This is a genomic window from Amycolatopsis sp. NPDC051372 (assembly GCF_040682095.1).
Lineage (GTDB): Bacteria > Actinomycetota > Actinomycetes > Mycobacteriales > Pseudonocardiaceae > Amycolatopsis.
In genome coordinates, this window is the sequence record NZ_JBFBAF010000007.1 from 1 (window position 1) to 15,241 (window position 15,241).

Annotated in this window: 14 protein-coding genes; 7 read left to right on the plus strand and 7 right to left on the minus strand. The window is 72.2% G+C overall.

Features of this window, described 5'->3' with window-relative positions:
• Window positions 1–868: IS30 family transposase (locus AB0M56_RS12395; RefSeq protein ID WP_364174241.1), on the minus strand; the 868-nt coding region annotated here is incomplete at its 3' end.
• 822 nt (window positions 869–1,690) lie between these two features.
• Between AB0M56_RS12395 and AB0M56_RS12400 the strand changes: the two genes are divergently transcribed.
• From AB0M56_RS12400 to AB0M56_RS12410, 3 genes are read left to right on the plus strand one after another with little or no spacing between them, the layout of a single operon-like run.
• Window positions 1,691–2,626, plus strand: coding sequence for a TIGR04222 domain-containing membrane protein (locus AB0M56_RS12400; RefSeq protein WP_364174244.1), 936 nt, complete (start codon window positions 1,691–1,693; stop codon window positions 2,624–2,626).
• Entirely contained in the window at window positions 2,619–3,422 is an 804-nt protein-coding gene (locus tag AB0M56_RS12405) for a DUF692 domain-containing protein (RefSeq protein WP_364174247.1), read from the plus strand. The genes AB0M56_RS12400 and AB0M56_RS12405 overlap by 8 nt, the downstream gene beginning before the upstream one ends.
• Window positions 3,419–3,739 (plus strand): hypothetical protein, encoded by a 321-nt coding sequence (locus AB0M56_RS12410; protein ID WP_364174250.1) that lies wholly within the window; start codon window positions 3,419–3,421, stop codon window positions 3,737–3,739. The genes AB0M56_RS12405 and AB0M56_RS12410 overlap by 4 nt, the downstream gene beginning before the upstream one ends.
• Here AB0M56_RS12410 and AB0M56_RS12415 read toward each other — a convergent pair.
• The 4 genes from AB0M56_RS12415 to hemE are packed head-to-tail and all read right to left on the minus strand — an operon-like array spanning window position 3,729 to window position 8,358.
• The gene (locus AB0M56_RS12415; RefSeq protein WP_364174253.1) at window positions 3,729–5,105 is read right to left on the minus strand and encodes a CoA transferase; all 1,377 of its coding nucleotides are present in this window, start codon (window positions 5,103–5,105) and stop codon (window positions 3,729–3,731) included. The genes AB0M56_RS12410 and AB0M56_RS12415 overlap by 11 nt on opposite strands.
• A 5-nt stretch (window positions 5,106–5,110) precedes the next feature.
• The gene (gene hemQ, locus AB0M56_RS12420; protein ID WP_220238375.1) at window positions 5,111–5,803 is read right to left on the minus strand and encodes a hydrogen peroxide-dependent heme synthase; all 693 of its coding nucleotides are present in this window, start codon (window positions 5,801–5,803) and stop codon (window positions 5,111–5,113) included.
• Window positions 5,804–5,854: 51 nt separating this feature from the next.
• Window positions 5,855–7,264: a protoporphyrinogen oxidase gene (hemG, locus tag AB0M56_RS12425; RefSeq protein ID WP_364174256.1), complete on the minus strand. Its 1,410-nt coding sequence runs from the start codon at window positions 7,262–7,264 to the stop codon at window positions 5,855–5,857.
• On the minus strand, window positions 7,261–8,358 hold the full coding sequence (gene hemE / locus AB0M56_RS12430; protein ID WP_364174259.1) for a uroporphyrinogen decarboxylase: 1,098 nt from the start codon (window positions 8,356–8,358) through the stop codon (window positions 7,261–7,263). The genes hemG and hemE overlap by 4 nt, the downstream gene beginning before the upstream one ends.
• Window positions 8,359–8,911: 553 nt before the next feature.
• Here hemE and AB0M56_RS12435 point away from each other — a divergent pair.
• The 4 genes from AB0M56_RS12435 to AB0M56_RS12450 all read left to right on the plus strand — a co-directional run bounded on the left by AB0M56_RS12435 (window position 8,912) and on the right by AB0M56_RS12450 (window position 13,462).
• Window positions 8,912–9,475: a DUF3000 domain-containing protein gene (locus AB0M56_RS12435; protein ID WP_364174262.1), complete on the plus strand. Its 564-nt coding sequence runs from the start codon at window positions 8,912–8,914 to the stop codon at window positions 9,473–9,475.
• A gap of 677 nt (window positions 9,476–10,152) precedes the next feature.
• Complete coding sequence (locus AB0M56_RS12440) at window positions 10,153–10,869, plus strand: response regulator transcription factor (protein ID WP_033261886.1); 717 nt, start codon at window positions 10,153–10,155, stop codon at window positions 10,867–10,869.
• Window positions 10,870–10,940: 71 nt separating this feature from the next.
• The gene (locus tag AB0M56_RS12445) at window positions 10,941–12,206 is read left to right on the plus strand and encodes a ribonuclease D (protein WP_364174265.1); all 1,266 of its coding nucleotides are present in this window, start codon (window positions 10,941–10,943) and stop codon (window positions 12,204–12,206) included.
• Window positions 12,207–12,250: 44 nt separating this feature from the next.
• On the plus strand, window positions 12,251–13,462 hold the full coding sequence (locus AB0M56_RS12450) for a hypothetical protein (protein ID WP_364174268.1): 1,212 nt from the start codon (window positions 12,251–12,253) through the stop codon (window positions 13,460–13,462).
• A 7-nt stretch (window positions 13,463–13,469) separates the two neighbouring features.
• Here the strand turns inward: AB0M56_RS12450 and AB0M56_RS12455 are convergent, their stop codons facing one another.
• The gene (locus tag AB0M56_RS12455) at window positions 13,470–14,426 is read right to left on the minus strand and encodes a hypothetical protein (protein WP_364174271.1); all 957 of its coding nucleotides are present in this window, start codon (window positions 14,424–14,426) and stop codon (window positions 13,470–13,472) included.
• A gap of 19 nt (window positions 14,427–14,445) precedes the next feature.
• Window positions 14,446–15,111, minus strand: coding sequence for a helix-turn-helix domain-containing protein (locus tag AB0M56_RS12460; RefSeq protein ID WP_364174273.1), 666 nt, complete (start codon window positions 15,109–15,111; stop codon window positions 14,446–14,448).
• Window positions 15,112–15,241 lie beyond the last annotated feature (130 nt).

A 15,241-nucleotide genomic window follows, 5' to 3' on the forward strand; every position in this document is an offset into this window, starting at 1 on the left:
AGCGCTGCAACTGCGCGGGCAGAGTCGCGATCTTCGCGATCAGGGCGTCGCGCAGCAGGCTGGGTGCGTAGCCCTCGGGCAGGTGCAGCAGCATCACGTAGCGGGTGGCGCGTTCGACCAGGGTGCCGATCGCGGAGCGGTTGAATGCACCCAGGATCAGGTCCCCTTCCCCATGTCCGGGCACCGCCCGGTCGGCGGCTTCGGGTGGTCGTTCGCTGATCATGAGCATCTCCGTGGCCATCCGCGGGCGCCGCTGATCAGCCCGGACATGCGGCCGACGCTGAATGCGCCCAGTCCGCAACCAGGTCGCGACCTCGCCCCGCAACCCACCACGGGCTTGGACGTAGAGGGCTTGGTAGATCGTTTCGCACGTCACATGCCATCCTGGCCGGTCGGGATGATCACGGCGCAGTCGGCGGGTGATCTGCTGCGGGCTGAACCGCCTCTCGAGCCCATCTTGAACGATCGCCCGCAGCCTTGGATCCGCGGCCAGTTTCGAGACTTTGGGCCGGGCCCGACGATCTGCGGCCATCTCATGGGCGGCGTGCGGGTGATAACCGCCGTCGGGTTGCTGGTTGCGGTGCAGTTCGCGGGTGATCGTGGAGACCGGCCGGCCTAGTTCGGCCGCGATCACCCGCAGCGACACCCCGGGCTGGCGGATCCGATCAGCGATCAGGATCCGCTCGGCCAGGCTCAGAAACCGGGCAGACACCACCGGCACCACAGTCGGCTCGCCAGCCTGGGCGGCTGCCTCGGCCTCGGCCCGCCACCGCTTCGCCGTCCGATAATTGATCCCCACCCGCCGAGCCGCTTCCCGACTCCCCAACCCTGCATCCACCAGCGCAAAGTAAGCGACCCGCTCCACCACCAGACGCCTGCCACACTCAGACGAAGCCCGAACCCTCACCGGCCCGGCTCGATCCCGAAACCCTGAAGCCATGAACAACCCCTGATCACTCAGGTGTTGCAACGACCCCTAGAAACCGCCTCCCCAAGGGGGGCGTCCCCGTTCCATTCTATCTGCCACCCCCGACAAGATCCGACGAAAGACGGCCAGGTTCGGCATCTGTCCACAACCCGACCGAGTGGGGACAATGCCGGCTGCGGCGGCCAGGCAGGCCAACCGGTCGGTTGACCCCGGATGTGCGGGGCCTCGCCGCTCACCACCGTCAGTCGCAGTTGGGGCGCGACCTTTGTCGCTCCAACCTCCCCGCGAACTCGTCCGTTGCGGTGGGCGTGGTCGTGGTTCTCGAGGCCGTGGTGCTCGCCCATTCGTGGCAACAAGCGCGGCAACAGGCGCGGCCCGCCGAAGCCAGTTGCGAAGCGATGCGCGCGGCGTGGGCGGACCGCAGCGTCGTGACGGGAGCCGCCGAGGCCAGCGCGGTCGGTGGACTGGGCGATCACATCGACCACCGGCTGCGGATCGCCTTGCGCCGCGGCCGAAACCCAAGCCCCTTCAGATCGGATGCCGGCCCACCCGTCTCGGCGGTGGCGAGCTACACCTCGGCTCACGCTGCGGCCGTGGGTGAAGCTGTGGTGGAGGCGGTTCGAGCTGCGGCGGCGGCTCAGGATGCGGCGGCGGCTCCACCAGCTGCTGACGGAACCGTGGCGCCGCCGACGGCGTCAGTTGTGCCGACCCACTCGGTGAACCTGGTCGGTACCGGCGACTACGAGAGTGACGAGGCAAGCCGTGGACGAAACCTGGGGGATTTCGGGACCGCAGTTCCTGGCGTGGTACGGAATCGCACTGGCCGTGGTGCTCTTGGTGCAGATGGTGGGGCCGCGCGTCGCACGCCCGCGAGCGGGCCAGCACACCGGTGAGCTGCCGGACGTCTACCACCTCGCGTACCTGGCCGGCGGGCCCGAGCGCGTGGCCGACACGGCGATCGCGGCGCTGGTGGATCGTGGTCTGCTGCGCGTGAACAGCGAAGGGCTCTTGACGGCGGCAGGCAAACACCCGTCGCACAAGATCGAACGCTCGGTGCACGAGGGCGCGAAGGGCGCCACCGGCGGTACCACGCGCAGTCTGCGGGCGAAGGCGGCGCGGTCGAAGGCGATGAGCGACCTCGAAGGCGATATGCAGCGCACCGGCCTGCTCACCTCCGGCAGCGAAGCACCTCCGTTCCACACCACAATCTTGCTGGCCTACCTGATCCTCGTGGCGATCGGCGCCGTGCGGTTCGTGACGGGTGCGGCGAACGACCGGCCCGTTGGCTGGCTGTTCCTGCTGCTCGTGGTGGTCCTCGTGCTGACGGTCGTCGCGAGCGTGGTGCGCAACCGCAACCGCAAGCGCGTGCGGATCACGGCGAAGGGCCAAGGGGCCCTGACGCGCGCCCGGGGGTCGAGCCGCACGCAGGGCGCGGCGCAGCCGGCCTTGCTGCTCGCCGGAGCGGCCGGCGCCGTGGCGCTGGGCGGGCTCGTGATGTACCCGGACGACGAGCTGAGCGCGGCGCTGATCCCGCCGGTCCAGCCGTTCGCCGGGTCCGGCGGTGGTTCGTCGAGCGGTGGTTCGTCCTGCAGCAGCTCGTCGAGCAGCAGTGGGTCTTCGTGCAGCAGTGGGTCTTCGTGCAGCAGCGGCGGCTCCTCCTGCGGTTCTTCGTGCGGCGGCGGGGGTTGTGGTGGTTGACCGGCTGGGTGTCGGCATCGGCTGGCGGGCCGAGCTGGACCTGTCGATCGCGCGGCTGCCGGGCGTCGACTGGGTGGAGGTCGTCGCCGAGAACCTCCACGCGCCACACCTGCCCGAGAGCCTGCTGGCATTGCGGCAGCGCGGCCTACCCGTGCTGCCGCACGCCGTGTCGCTCTCGCTCGGCGGGGCGGAGCCGCTGGACACGAAGCGCGTCGAGCACCTCGCCGAGCTGGCCCGGGCGCTCGACGCGCCGCTCGCGAGCGACCACGTGTGCTTCGTCCGCGCGGGCGGGCTCGACTCCGGGCACCTCATGCCGCTGCCGCGCACGCGCGAAGCGCTCGACGTGCTCGTGGCCAACGTCCGACTCGCCCAGTCCATTGTGGACGTCCCTTTGGCACTGGAGAACATCGCGGCCGTACTGGAGTGGCCCGAGAACACGTTGTCGGAGGAGCAGTTCCTCACCGAGCTGACCGAGCGCACGGGGTGCCTGCTGATCATCGACGTGGCGAACCTGTATGCCAACGCGCGCAACGTCGGAACCGACCCGGTGGCGTTTCTCGACGGGATTCCCTGGGAGCGCCTGGCCTACGTGCACATGGCAGGCGGGGTCGAGCGCGACGGCGTCTACCACGACACGCACGCGCACCCGGTGCTGCCCGAGGTGCTCGACCTGCTCGCCGAGCTGCGCCGCCGCACCGACCCGCCGGGCGTGCTGCTGGAACGCGACGACGACTACCCCACCGACACCGAGCTGGCCGCGGAGCTCGCCGCCCTGCGCACGACGGTGACGGCGTGAGCCGCGAGGAGCTCGCCGCCCGGCAGGCCGCGCTGCTCGACGCGTTGCTCACCGGCGCCCCACCCCCGCCGGGTTTCGCGCCTGACCGGCTGTGCGTCGAAGCCGACGTCCTGCTCACCAAACGCCGCCGGCTCATGGCGTATCTGCACCCCGACCTGGCCGAAAGCCTGGGCGAGCGCTTCGGCCCGCTCTTCGCCGCCTACGCCGCCGCGCACCCGAAAACCGACACGATCCGGGCGCGCGAGTACGCCGACGCGTTCGCCGCCTGGGTCGCCGCCCGAGAACCCGCGAAGCGGCGGCGCTGGTTCAGGAGCTGACCGGGTGCCACACCGCGCTGTCGGCTCCGGGCAGGTGCGACGGGTGATCCCAGTGCGGCTGGGCGCCCGGCAGGTCGCCGGCCATCTTCACGCGGGTGAGCTTGCCGAAGTCGCTGTCGACTTCTTCGACGAGGTCGCCGTAATCCACTGAGTCCACACTGGACACCGAAGGTTCCTTGCGCCCCAAGGAATCCAGCCATCGACCCGTTCCCGCGAGAGACAACCGCACGTTCCAGCTGCCACCCTCGATGACCGTGCGGCGCACCGCCGTCATGATCGCCGCGGCCGCGAGCCAGCCCGTGGTGTGGTCGAGCGCCTGCGCGGGCAGCGGCGTCGGCCGGTCGGTGCCCGCGACGCGAGCGCCTTCCTCGGCGATGCCCGAGGCCATCTGCACCAGGCTGTCGAACCCGCGGCGGCGGGCCCACGGGCCGGCCCAGCCGTAGGCCGACAGGTCGGCCGTGACAAGACCCGGCCGCAGCTCGGCCAACACCTCCGGACCGAATCCGATTCGCTCCAGCGCGCCGGGACGGAACGACTGCAGCACCACATCGGCGCGCGCGATGAGCTTCTTCAGCCGCGCGCGGCCGCCCTCGGTGTCGAGCGCGACGAACCCCGAACGCTTGCCGTGGCCGGTGTCCATCGTCAGCGCGGGGATGCGCGGCAGGTGCGCGGCGCCGACGTGCAGCACGTTCGCGCCGTGGGCCGCGAGCACGCGGCCGGCGACGGGCCCGGCGAGCACGTGCGTCAGCTCCAGCACCCGGACCCCGCCCATTGGCCGGTCGGAGTCGAAAAGCGTGTTCTTCGGCGCGTCGCCGATCTGCCGGATCTCGGCGAGCGGCAGGCCGGCGACGGCCTGGCCCTGCGGGTGCGCGAGCCACTCGTCGCGCGAACGCATGAGCGCGGCCGCGCCACCCGCCGTCACCACGGCGGACTCGACCTCGGCGGCGGTCTTGGCGGCCACGGTCTTCGCGACGGCGTCGCGCTGCGCGGGCACGCCGAGCGACCAGCACACGGCGGCCTCGTGGCGGGGATAGTTCGCGTGGAGCTTCACCCAGCCGTCGGAAGCGAGGTAGTCGCCGGCGATCGGACCCCACGGGCTCGCAGGCGGCTCGCCGTCCACGCGCACGAAAGCTTCGCTGCGCACGGCGGCGGCGGCGTGGCGCGTGTCCGCACCCACCGTGCCGGGTTCGATGCCGCGAAGGCGCAGCAGCTCACCGGCCGCGAGCGTGGCGGCCGCGATGCCCGCCGTCGCGGCGGCCTCGACCCGGAAAGTGCCGGGCAGCAAGGATTCGTCGCCGGTCAAGGACACGGCCGGGAGGGATTCGCCGGTGAGCGTCTGCCACACCCCGGCCAGCACGTCCTGCACGGCGGTTACGGCAGTGCCGCGACGAGCTCGGCGGGCGCCACGCGCGTGCCGGTGTAGAACGGGATCTCCTCGCGCACGTGGCGGCGGGCCTCCGTCGCACGCAGGTGGCGCATCAGGTCGACGATGCGGTGCAGCTCGTCGGCCTCGAACGCGAGGATCCACTCGTAGTCGCCGAGCGCGAACGACGCCACGGTGTTGGCGCGCACGTCCGGGTAGTCACGGGCTTCCTTGCCGTGGTCGGCGAGCATCTTGCGCCGCTCCTCGTCCGGGAGCAGGTACCACTCGTAGGAGCGGACGAACGGGTACACGCAGATGTACTTGCGCGCTTCCTCACCAGCGAGGAACGCCGGGATGTGGCTCTTGTTGAACTCCGCCGGGCGGTGCAGTGCGACCTGGCTCCACACCGGGGTCGACGCGCGGCCCAGCGGCGTGCGCCGGAAGCCGTTGTAGGCGGCCTGGACCTGCTCGATCTCCTCGGCGTGCCACCACACCATGTAGTCGGCGTCGGCCCGGAGCACGGACAGGTCGTAGACGCCGCGCACCACCACGCCCTTGTCGGCGAGCCCGTCGAGGAACTCCGCCGTCTCCTGCCCCGCGGTCCCGCGGTCCTCGCCGAGGCGGCCGGGCTCGACCCGGAAGACCGACCAGGCGGTGTAACGGATGCTGTCGTTGAGCTCGTTGTAGTTCAGCCGCGCCATGGCTCCATCCTCGCACCGCACGGCTTCCGGGCGCCAAGCGCCTCCGTCACGTCACACTGTGAAGCTCGCCGCGATCCGCTTCGCGGCGGCGTCGGCGGTGGCGACGCACGCCGGGAGCCCGACGCCGTGCAGCGTCGCGCCCGCGACGGCCAGGCCGGGCAGCTCGTTGACGGCGGTTTCGATGCGCGTCACGCGCTCGAGGTGCCCGGCGCCGTACTGCGGCAGGCCGCCGCCCCAGCGGGTGACCAGCGTGTCGAGCGGCTGTGCGGTGACACCGGTGAGGCGGGCGAGGTCGTCGCGGACGGCGTGCACCAGGGCTTCGTCGTCGCCGTTCAGCGCGCCCTGCTCGCGGAAGCGGCCGACGGAGCCGCGGACGAGCACCGGGCCGGCGGCGCCGTAGTGGGCCCACTTGTTGGCGGAGAAGGTGAAGGCCTTCGACGCGTACGGCACCCCCTCGGCGTCCTTCTCGCCGGCGCCGATGAGGATGCCCGACGCGTCGGGCAGTTCGGTGCCGGGCGGCAGCGCGAGGGCGACCACGGCCATCGAGGCCAGCTCGACCTCGCCGAACGCCTGGGACGCGGCCGGGACGAGGTCGGCGAGCAGCTTGCGCGCGGCGGGGGCGGGCACGGCGAGCACAACGGCGTCGACGTTCACCGGGGTGTCCTCGGGAGCGTGGGCCGGGGCGGCGGCGCCCACGTCGAGGCGCCAGCCGTTCGCGGTGCGGGTCAGGGCGCGGACGGTGGCGGAGGTGCGCACGGTGGCTCGGGACAGCTCGCGCAGGCGGTCCAGCAGTGTGGTCAGGCCGCCGGTCAACGTGCCGAACACGGGCGCGGTGCCGGGGGTCTTCGGCAGCAGGGCGGCCGCGGCGTCGGTGAGCGACCCGGCGCCCTCGGCGACGGCCTTGGCCAGGCCGGGCATGGTCGCGCGCAGCCCGAGGCCGTCGGCGCCGCCCGCGTAGACACCGCCGAGCAGCGGGTCGACGAGCCGATCGACGAGCTCGTCGCCGAAGCGGGTGCGCAGCAGCGGACCGAGAGCCACGTCGGCGGCGGTGAGCTCGACGGGGCCGAGGGAACGTTCCTTTTCGACGGCGAGGCGGCCGTCTTCCGAGAGCACGCCGGCCACGGCGTCGGCGGAGGCGGGCACGCCCATGACCGTGCCGGGCGGCAGGCCCGTGACGGTGCCGCCGGCGTGGATCTTGGCGCGCGCCTTCGTGGGGTGCACCAGGTGCTCGCCCAGCCCGACCTCGGCGACCAGCGCCGTGACCTCGGGCCGGCGGGCGAGGAAGGCTTCGGCGCCGACGTCGTAGGGCACGCCTCCGACCTCGGCCGTGCGCAGCTTGCCGCCGACGGCGGGGGTGGCTTCGAAGACGGTGATCGCGACGCCGTCGCCGAGCAGCGTCCGCAGGCGGTAGGCCGCGGTCAGGCCGGAGATGCCGCCGCCGACGACGGCGACGTGCTTCACAGCGAGTGCACCAGCTCGGCGACGCGGGTGAGGACCTCGGGCTCGACGCTCGGCAGCACGCCGTGGCCGAGGTTGAAGATGTGCCCGTCGGCCGCGCGGCCCTCGTCGACGATCCGGCGGACCTCGGCCTCGATCACCGGCCAGCCCGCGTAGAGCAGCGCCGGGTCGAGGTTGCCCTGCACCACGGCCTTGCCGCCGAGCCGGCGCACGGCCTCGTCGAGCGGCACGCGCCAGTCGACCCCGACGACGTCGGCGCCCGCTTCGCGCATCGCCACGAGCAGCTCGCCCGTGCCGACGCCGAAGTGGATCCGCGGCACGCCGTAGCCCGCGACGCCGGCCAGCACCTTCGCCGAGTGCGGCTGGACGAACTCGCGGTAGTCGCGCTCGGACAGCGCGCCGGCCCACGAGTCGAACAGCTGGACGGCGTCGGCGCCAGCGTCGAGCTGCGCACGAAGGAAGGTGAGCGCGATGTCGGCGAGGCGGCCGGCGAGCTCGTGCCAGAGCTCGGGTTCGGCGTGCATGAGCGCCTTGGTGTGCTCGTGGTTGCGGCTCGGACCGCCCTCGATGAGGTAGCTGGCCAGCGTGAACGGCGCGCCGGCGAAGCCGATCAACGGCGTGTCGCCCAGGCGTTCCACCAGCAGGCCCACGCCCTCGGCCACGCGCTCGACCTGCTCGGTCTCCAGCAGCGGAATCGCCCGCACGGCTTTGCGGTCGCGCACCGGCTCGGCCACCACCGGCCCCGTGCCGGGCACGATGTCGATGTCCAGGCCCGCGGCCTTCAGCGGCACCACGATGTCGCTGAACAGGACCGCCGCGTCCACACCGTGCCGGCGCACCGGCTGCAGCGTGATCTCGGCGAGCATCTCGGGGTCGAAGCACGCGTCGAGCATCGCGACGCCCTCGCGCAGCTTCCGGTACTCCGGCAGCGACCGCCCGGCCTGGCGCATGAACCACACGGGCGTGCGCACGGGCTTCTCCCCGCGCGCCGCGGCCAGGAACGGCGACTCCGCCAGCACACGCCGCGCCGCGACAGCCGGGGCGGTCTCGGACGCAAAGGACTCAGACACAGACGAAAGCTCAGCCACGAAGCCCATCGTCCCACGCCTGGTGCTCCCGCCTGGGCGGGGCGGCCCCGGCGCCGGATTCGGCCGCGTTCGTCCTCCGTCGCTCGCGGGCGGCGAGCAGCCGGCGGGCCGCTCGGAGGCCTCCGGGGCCGGGTTATCGGACCGGCCGCACAACCCCCACCGGCGCTCCGGCCGCAAGCGGCCGCCGACCTCCGGTCAAGCCACGCCTGCCCACACCCACGGTCCTCGCGCTCCGCCGGCCCGCCCCGCGAAGTCCGACCAGCCTTCCGGCCGGTTCAAGCCGCCGCGCCCGAATCACCCGGCCCGGACAAGCGGCCGGGGACGACGCAGTCCGGGCGCATCGGATCCGATCGCCGAAGTTCGGTCAGCACGCAGTCGCGGCTCCCCCACCCCGGCCCGACCGCCGAAGCCGCGACCAGAACTCCCACCACGACCGGCCTGATCAAGCCTCCGCGCCCGATTCGTCCGCCCCGGCGACGCGCCGGCGGACCACTGGGCCGGTCGGGTCGTCCCTCGGCGCGCCTGCGTCCGCAACGGGGCGTCGCCGCCCTACAGTCGTTGCGTGACCGCGATGACGCCAGTGCCCGAACTCTTCCGCGAAGCCGTCGCGGCGCTGAAGTCCGTGCGGCCGCGTCCCGAGGTGCGACTGGAGACCATGCGGGCGCCGCAGCGGCTGGCGCCGTGGTCGTTCGCCGTGAGCTGTGAGGTGGAGGGCCCGGCGGACGTGCTGGCGTCGGGGCGGCTCGTACTGCTGCACGACCCCGACGGCCAAGAAGGCTGGGACGGCGTCCTGCGGCTGGTCATGTACGTACGGGCGGAGCTCGACCGTGAGCTGGCCACCGATCCCTTCCTGCCGGCCGTCGGCTGGTCGTGGCTGACCGATGCGCTGGAAGCGTCTGGCGCCTCGATGAAGGCGCTGGGCGGCACCGTCACCGAGACCTCGTCGGCGCGGTTCGGCGACATCTCCGGGCCCTCGCGCACCGACGACCTCGAGCTGCGGGCCTCCTGGACGCCCACCGACGCCGCGCTGCGGGCCCACGGCTACGCGTTCTGCCAGGTCATGGCGAGCGTCGTGGGGCTGCCGCCGGTCGGCGTCACGCTGTTCGAACAGCGCCAGAGCTCCTGATCCACCGAAGTTCACCCGGACGGGCCGCCCGTCCGGGACCTTCGCGCGCCCTCAGAACGGCCAGGAGCGCCTGTCGTGGTCTGGACAACCGACGGCACCGGTGGCGGACCGAACGCGATTCTGAGAGCCGTTCACGTCCGTCCACCTGGGACCGCACGCGCTAGCACGCACGGATGCCCACGTTCGTGAAGACCCAATGATCACGGGCTGTCATGCCCTGGTCACGCCCACAAAGCCACTCAGTACCCGCGGAGCCCCCGACACGGCCCCGCCCGGAGCCGCTCGAAGACCCTCTGTGCAAACGTGAAGAAAGTTGATCTTGCCCCGGCGGAGGGCGATTTCCGACGTCTGGTGGACTGCTCACGAGACGTCCGGGCGGAAGCACCCGCAGGTGCACGGCCCACCTGCACGGGCGTTTCGGGTTCGGTAACTCTGTTGCATCGCCTCCGGAAGCCGTTCCGTTAGCAACGGGCTCAGCACTAGCCCGATCGTGTGACGGTGAACGCCCTGAGTGACGAGTCGTTTCAGATAGATACCCATTCGATCCCCCCGTAACGGCCTCCGGGCGGCTACAGTGCCTTCGACGACACCACTTTCGGTCTAAAGCTGGCGCGGCTGAACGGCCGAAGGTCCCGGTGCCGGTCGGGGGGCACGACCGACTCCAGGGAGGTAGTGACGTGGCTACCGTCGGCATTTCTCAGGCCGTTCGATCCACGCCAGCCGGTGCATTGCCGGCGAGCATGGTTCCGCACCCGCGGGAAGAGCTTTTTTCCGTGTTGGTGGTCGATGACCACCCGCTGTTGAGGGAGGCAATCGCAGCACGACTCGCACAGATGGGTGCGGGCACGGTCCACGAAGCCGCCACGGTGGCCGAGGCGAGGGCGCGAGCACAGGCCACCGGCCCGTGCGACCTGGCGATCCTCGATCTCGGACTGCCGGACGGCAGCGGCATCGAGCTGGTTACGGAACTCCGTAGCCACGGATGGCCGCGCGTGGTGGTGCTCGCATCGTCCGACGACCCGTACGCGGTTCGGTCGGCGTTCCAGGCCGGTGCCCAGGCGTACCTGCTGAAGTCCGCGTCGCCGGTGGTTGTCACCGACGGCGTGCGCAGGGTCCTGGAAGGCGGCGTGTACGCCGACCCGAGCGTGGCCCCGGTTTTGGCGACCGGCACGCGGGTCGCGGGTACCGACAACACCCCGCGTGAGCTCTCCGCCCGTGAGGTCGAGGTGCTCCAGCTCGTCGCCGACGGGCAGTCGAACAAGGAGATCGGGGAGGAACTTTCCCTCTCCGCGCTCACCGTGAAGTCGCACCTCTCCCGCATCGGGCGCAAGCTCGGCACGGGTGACCGGGCACAGATGGTCGCATTGGCAATGCGCGCCGGTGTGATCCGCTGACGAAGGCAGACAGAGGCCCTGCGGGGCGGGCGGACCAGGCGCGGTACGCCCGTCCCGTAGGGTCGTCAGCTATGGGAAGTGCACAGGCGGACGGCGCCCGGACCGGAGAGACCACCACCGAGGACGCCGGATCGCCCGTGCTGCTACGCGAGCCCGCCGAAGGCACACCCCCCGTGGTGACCGATCCGGCGGCGCTCGCTGAAGCGTGCGCGCGGCTCGCCGCCGGAACCGGTGCCGTGGCCGTGGACACCGAACGGGCGTCCGGCTACCGCTACTTCCCCAAGGCCTACCTCGTGCAGCTGCGCCGCGAAGGCTCCGGCACGGTGCTGCTCGACCCGATCGCGCTGGCCGACGACCTCGCGCCCCTGCGCGAAGTCCTCAACGACACCGAGTGGGTGCTCCACGCCGCCAGCCAGGACCTGCCGTGCCTGGCCGAGCTGGACCTGCGCCCCAAGAGCCTCTTCGACACCGAGCTGGCCGGTCGGCTGGCGGGCTATGAGCGCGTGGCGCTGGGCACGCTCGTCGAGCTGCTGCTCGGCTACACGCTCGAGAAGGGCCACAGCGCCGCCGACTGGTCGAAGCGGCCGCTGCCCGTCGACTGGCTCAACTACGCCGCCCTCGACGTCGAGCTCCTCAACGAGCTGCGCGAACGTCTCGAGGTCGAGCTGGAGTCCCAGGGCAAGCTCGAGTGGGCACGGCAGGAGTTCGAAGCCGTGCGCACCGCGCCGCCGCCCGCCCCGCGCGCCGAGCCGTGGCGCCGCACGTCGGGTGTGCACAAGATCCGCAGCCCGCGCGGCCTCGCCGCCGTGCGCGAGCTGTGGCAGGCCCGCGACGAGCTGGCCCGCAAACGCGACCGCGCGCCCAGCCGCATCCTGCCCGACAGCGCCATCGTCAACGCCGTGACTGCCGACCCGAAGACCGTTGAGGAGCTGCAGGCCCTGCCGGTGTTCAGCGGCCGCGTGCAGCGCAAGTACACAGCCAGCTGGCTGCGGCACCTGCAGGCGGCCAAGACGCTGCCCGCGAGCGAGCTCCCCAGCCCCACCCAGCCGTCCGACGGCCCACCCCCGGTCAACCGCTGGGCCGACAAGGACCCCGACGCCGCCGCCCGCCTCTCCGCGGCACGCGCGGCGCTGGCCGCCATCGCCGAGGACCGCCGGCTGCCGGTGGAGAACCTCATGCTGCCCGACCTCGTGCGGCGCACGTGCTGGCGGCCGCCGGCCGACCTGTCGGAAGACGGGGTGGCGGCGGTGCTGCAGGCAGGTGGGGCGCGGCCGTGGCAGGTGGAGCTGACGGTAGGGGCGTTGAGCAAGGCGTTGCACACGACGGCGACGGCCTGAAATTCACGTGCGCCTGCGGCTCGTGAGCTGTCAGGCTCACGGCTGTGAACGTGCTTTCCTGCGGGCACCCGGGTCCGGCTTCGGCCACCCGCCGGTGCCCGCACCTGGGTTTTCCTGATTCCCCGCGCCATAGTCTGGTCTTCACTGGAGTCGCCAGTGAACTCGACCTGCTCTGTGAGTCCTGCGCCGACGGGCCTGCCGCCGAGCTCCGAACCATCTGCCCGCGCTGTGTCGCGGCCACGCACCACCCCATCCACGTCGAACGCCTCGTCGGCACCCCGCAGCCGATCCATCGCGATTCACCTCTCGGCGGCACCTGGTGCACCCGCCCGTGCGCGGTCGTGCCGTGGGGCGACGAGTGCCTCGCGCCCCTGCCCGATGGCTGGCTCGCGCTGACCGCCGAGGGCCTCGTGGCTCTGCCGGACGACGGCGATCCCGAACGACTGACCGGTCCGATCCAGTTGCCCGCCGAGAAGCACAAGGCGCTGCGGATGCGCGAACCGCGTCCAGCGTTGTCCACGTCGGCCGACGGCGAACGCACCGCGGTGGTGACCGACTACGGCAGCCACGGAGTGGTTCTCGCGACGCGCACCGGCGAGGTAATCCGGTGGCTCGACATCGGGGACTACAACAGCGAGCAGGTGCCCTTCCCGTTCACCTTTCTCCCGGGGTATTTCGTCGCCGCGAGCGCGTGGAACCGGCTCGACCTGTACGACGCCGCCACCGGAGACCGGCTGCCGCTGGACGACGAAGACCCGGACTACTTCCACGGCCGTCTCACCGCGAGTCCGTCGGGCCGCTGGCTCGTGGACGACGGTTGGGTATGGGCCCCGGCCGGCGTCCCGGCCGTGATCGACGTTTCGGCCTGGCTCGGCGGCGATGCACGGGCACCCCGCGACCTGCCCGTGCTCACCGACCGTGGATACGTGCGGGACACGCCGATGGCCTGGATCTCCGACGACCTGCTCGCCCTGCAGAAACCCGGCCCGGACGAGGGCGAGACGATCGACGGAGTCGAGCTGTTCGACCCGGTCACACGCGAAAGCCGCGGGCTGTTCGCGGGGCCGAACGGTCCGATGTGGGCGGTCGAGAACCTGCTCTACGTGACCGCCGCCGAGGGGTTCGAGGTCTGGGACCCCGCCGACGGTGCCCCGACCGCCTTCGTGCCCGGCTTCCGGCCCACCGCGGCCGACCCGCGCACCGGCCGGTTCGCCGAACTGCGCGACGGATCGCTTCGCGTATGGACACCCACCTGACGAGTGCTCAGCCCAGGCGGTCCAGGACCTCTTGCGCCGCAATCACTTCCGGATGGCCCACCGGCCACGCCACCGCCGCGAGGACCTCGCGGGCGTGGAACGCCGCCACCTCCGGGTCCGGGTGGATTTGGGCCAGGGTCCCGCGGTTGCGCAGCGTCTGGCGCCAGCCGCTCCAGAACTCGGCGACCAGCGACGTGAGCAGGGAGGCCGCTTCAGCGTGGTCGTCGGTCAGAACCAGCACGTCGGCGAGGCACTGGCGGAAGAAGCCGTGGCGCGCGTGCCGGGCGGCGAGTTCGCGCAATGGCGGCACCGCAAGAGCAGGGTCGCCCAGCTCGGCGGTGATCTCCAGGCGCGCGGCTTCCGCCCAGTCGAGGTCGAACGGCTTCTTCAAGTGCGGCACGATCTTCTCGGCCAGTTCGCGCAGGGCCTCGTCCTGGCGGTCGGCATCGCACAGTGCGATCAGGTCGCCGAAGCGAACTTCGCGGGTCAGCGGGTCGGCGTCGCCGAGTTCGGAGGCGCAGTAGCGGACCACCGACGCCGACGCGGCGACACGCTCGTCGATGCGGTTGGCCACCCCCAGGGCCTCGACGAGCATGCGGCGGCACCAGATCGTGGCGGCTTCGGGGCCCCAGGTCTGCTCGTAGACGTCCTCCGTCTCGGCCAGCAGGGGTACGGCCTCGTCGGGGCGGCCCTGGCCGGACCACGACATCGCGAGTTGCACCCAGAGGCCCAGCGTTTCCTTGCTGCGCGGACCGAATTCGCGGGTCATGGGCGGCACGAGCTCACGGAACACCGGCTCGGCGTCGCGCCATTCGCCCAGTTCGCCCAGCCGGACGGCGACCCCGAAGCGCTCCAGCAGGTCACGCGCGCCTTCCCGGCCGCGCGACCACGCGACCGATCCGCGCAGCGCGGACGCCTCGTCCACCGGCCGCGAGCGGAAGAACTTCACGAGCACCACCCCCACGACGTGTCCACAATGCGCATTATGTCCGACCAACCGGGTTGAGCAGCGCGCGGGCCGCCGCTCGCAGCGTGTCGTCCGGTTCGCCGAGGCCGGCCAGCCGGACGACGGCGTCGGCCGTTTCGCGGGCGTGGGCCTCCACGTCGAGCGCCGGGTCGTCGCGGCGCGTGATCGCAGTGCTCTCCACGAGGCCGAACACCAGGTCCGTGCGGATCGCGGGCGCACCGGCGATCCGCACGAGCGTGCCGTACGCGGCCTTCAGCTCGGCCCGCTCCGCGCGGAACCCGGCGAGGTTCGGCGACGACACCTCGGGCAGCAGGTACAGCGCGCCGATGTTGTGCCGCGCCCCGCCGAGCAGCCGCACGTCCGCATAGGCCAGCGCCCACAACCGCACGCTCGCCGGCTCGGGCGAGGGCGAGGAGACCAGCCCGACCGCGACCGCCAGGGAAGGCCGGACCGTGGCCGCCAGCAGTTCGGCGAGGATGTCCTCCTTGGCCGGGAAGTGGTAGTACAGCGACGCCTGCCGCAGGCCCGCCCGCTCGGCGATCGCGCGAGTGGTGGTCGCCGCGTACCCGGCGCCGGTGAACAACTCCCCCGCCGCGTCGAGCACCGCCTCGCGCGCGTCCTGGCGGCTCGCCGCCGCGCCACTCGCGCGAGGCCGCCCCACTCCCGTCGCCTTCCCGTCCACCCCGCCGATCCTGCCAGGCGCCCCGCCGTGTTACGCGCGACAGCCCCTTCCGGAAACACCCGTTAACACTCGCCTTACGCGAGCGAGACGGCAGCGACCCACCGGCGGCTTAATTTCGGTCAACCGATCG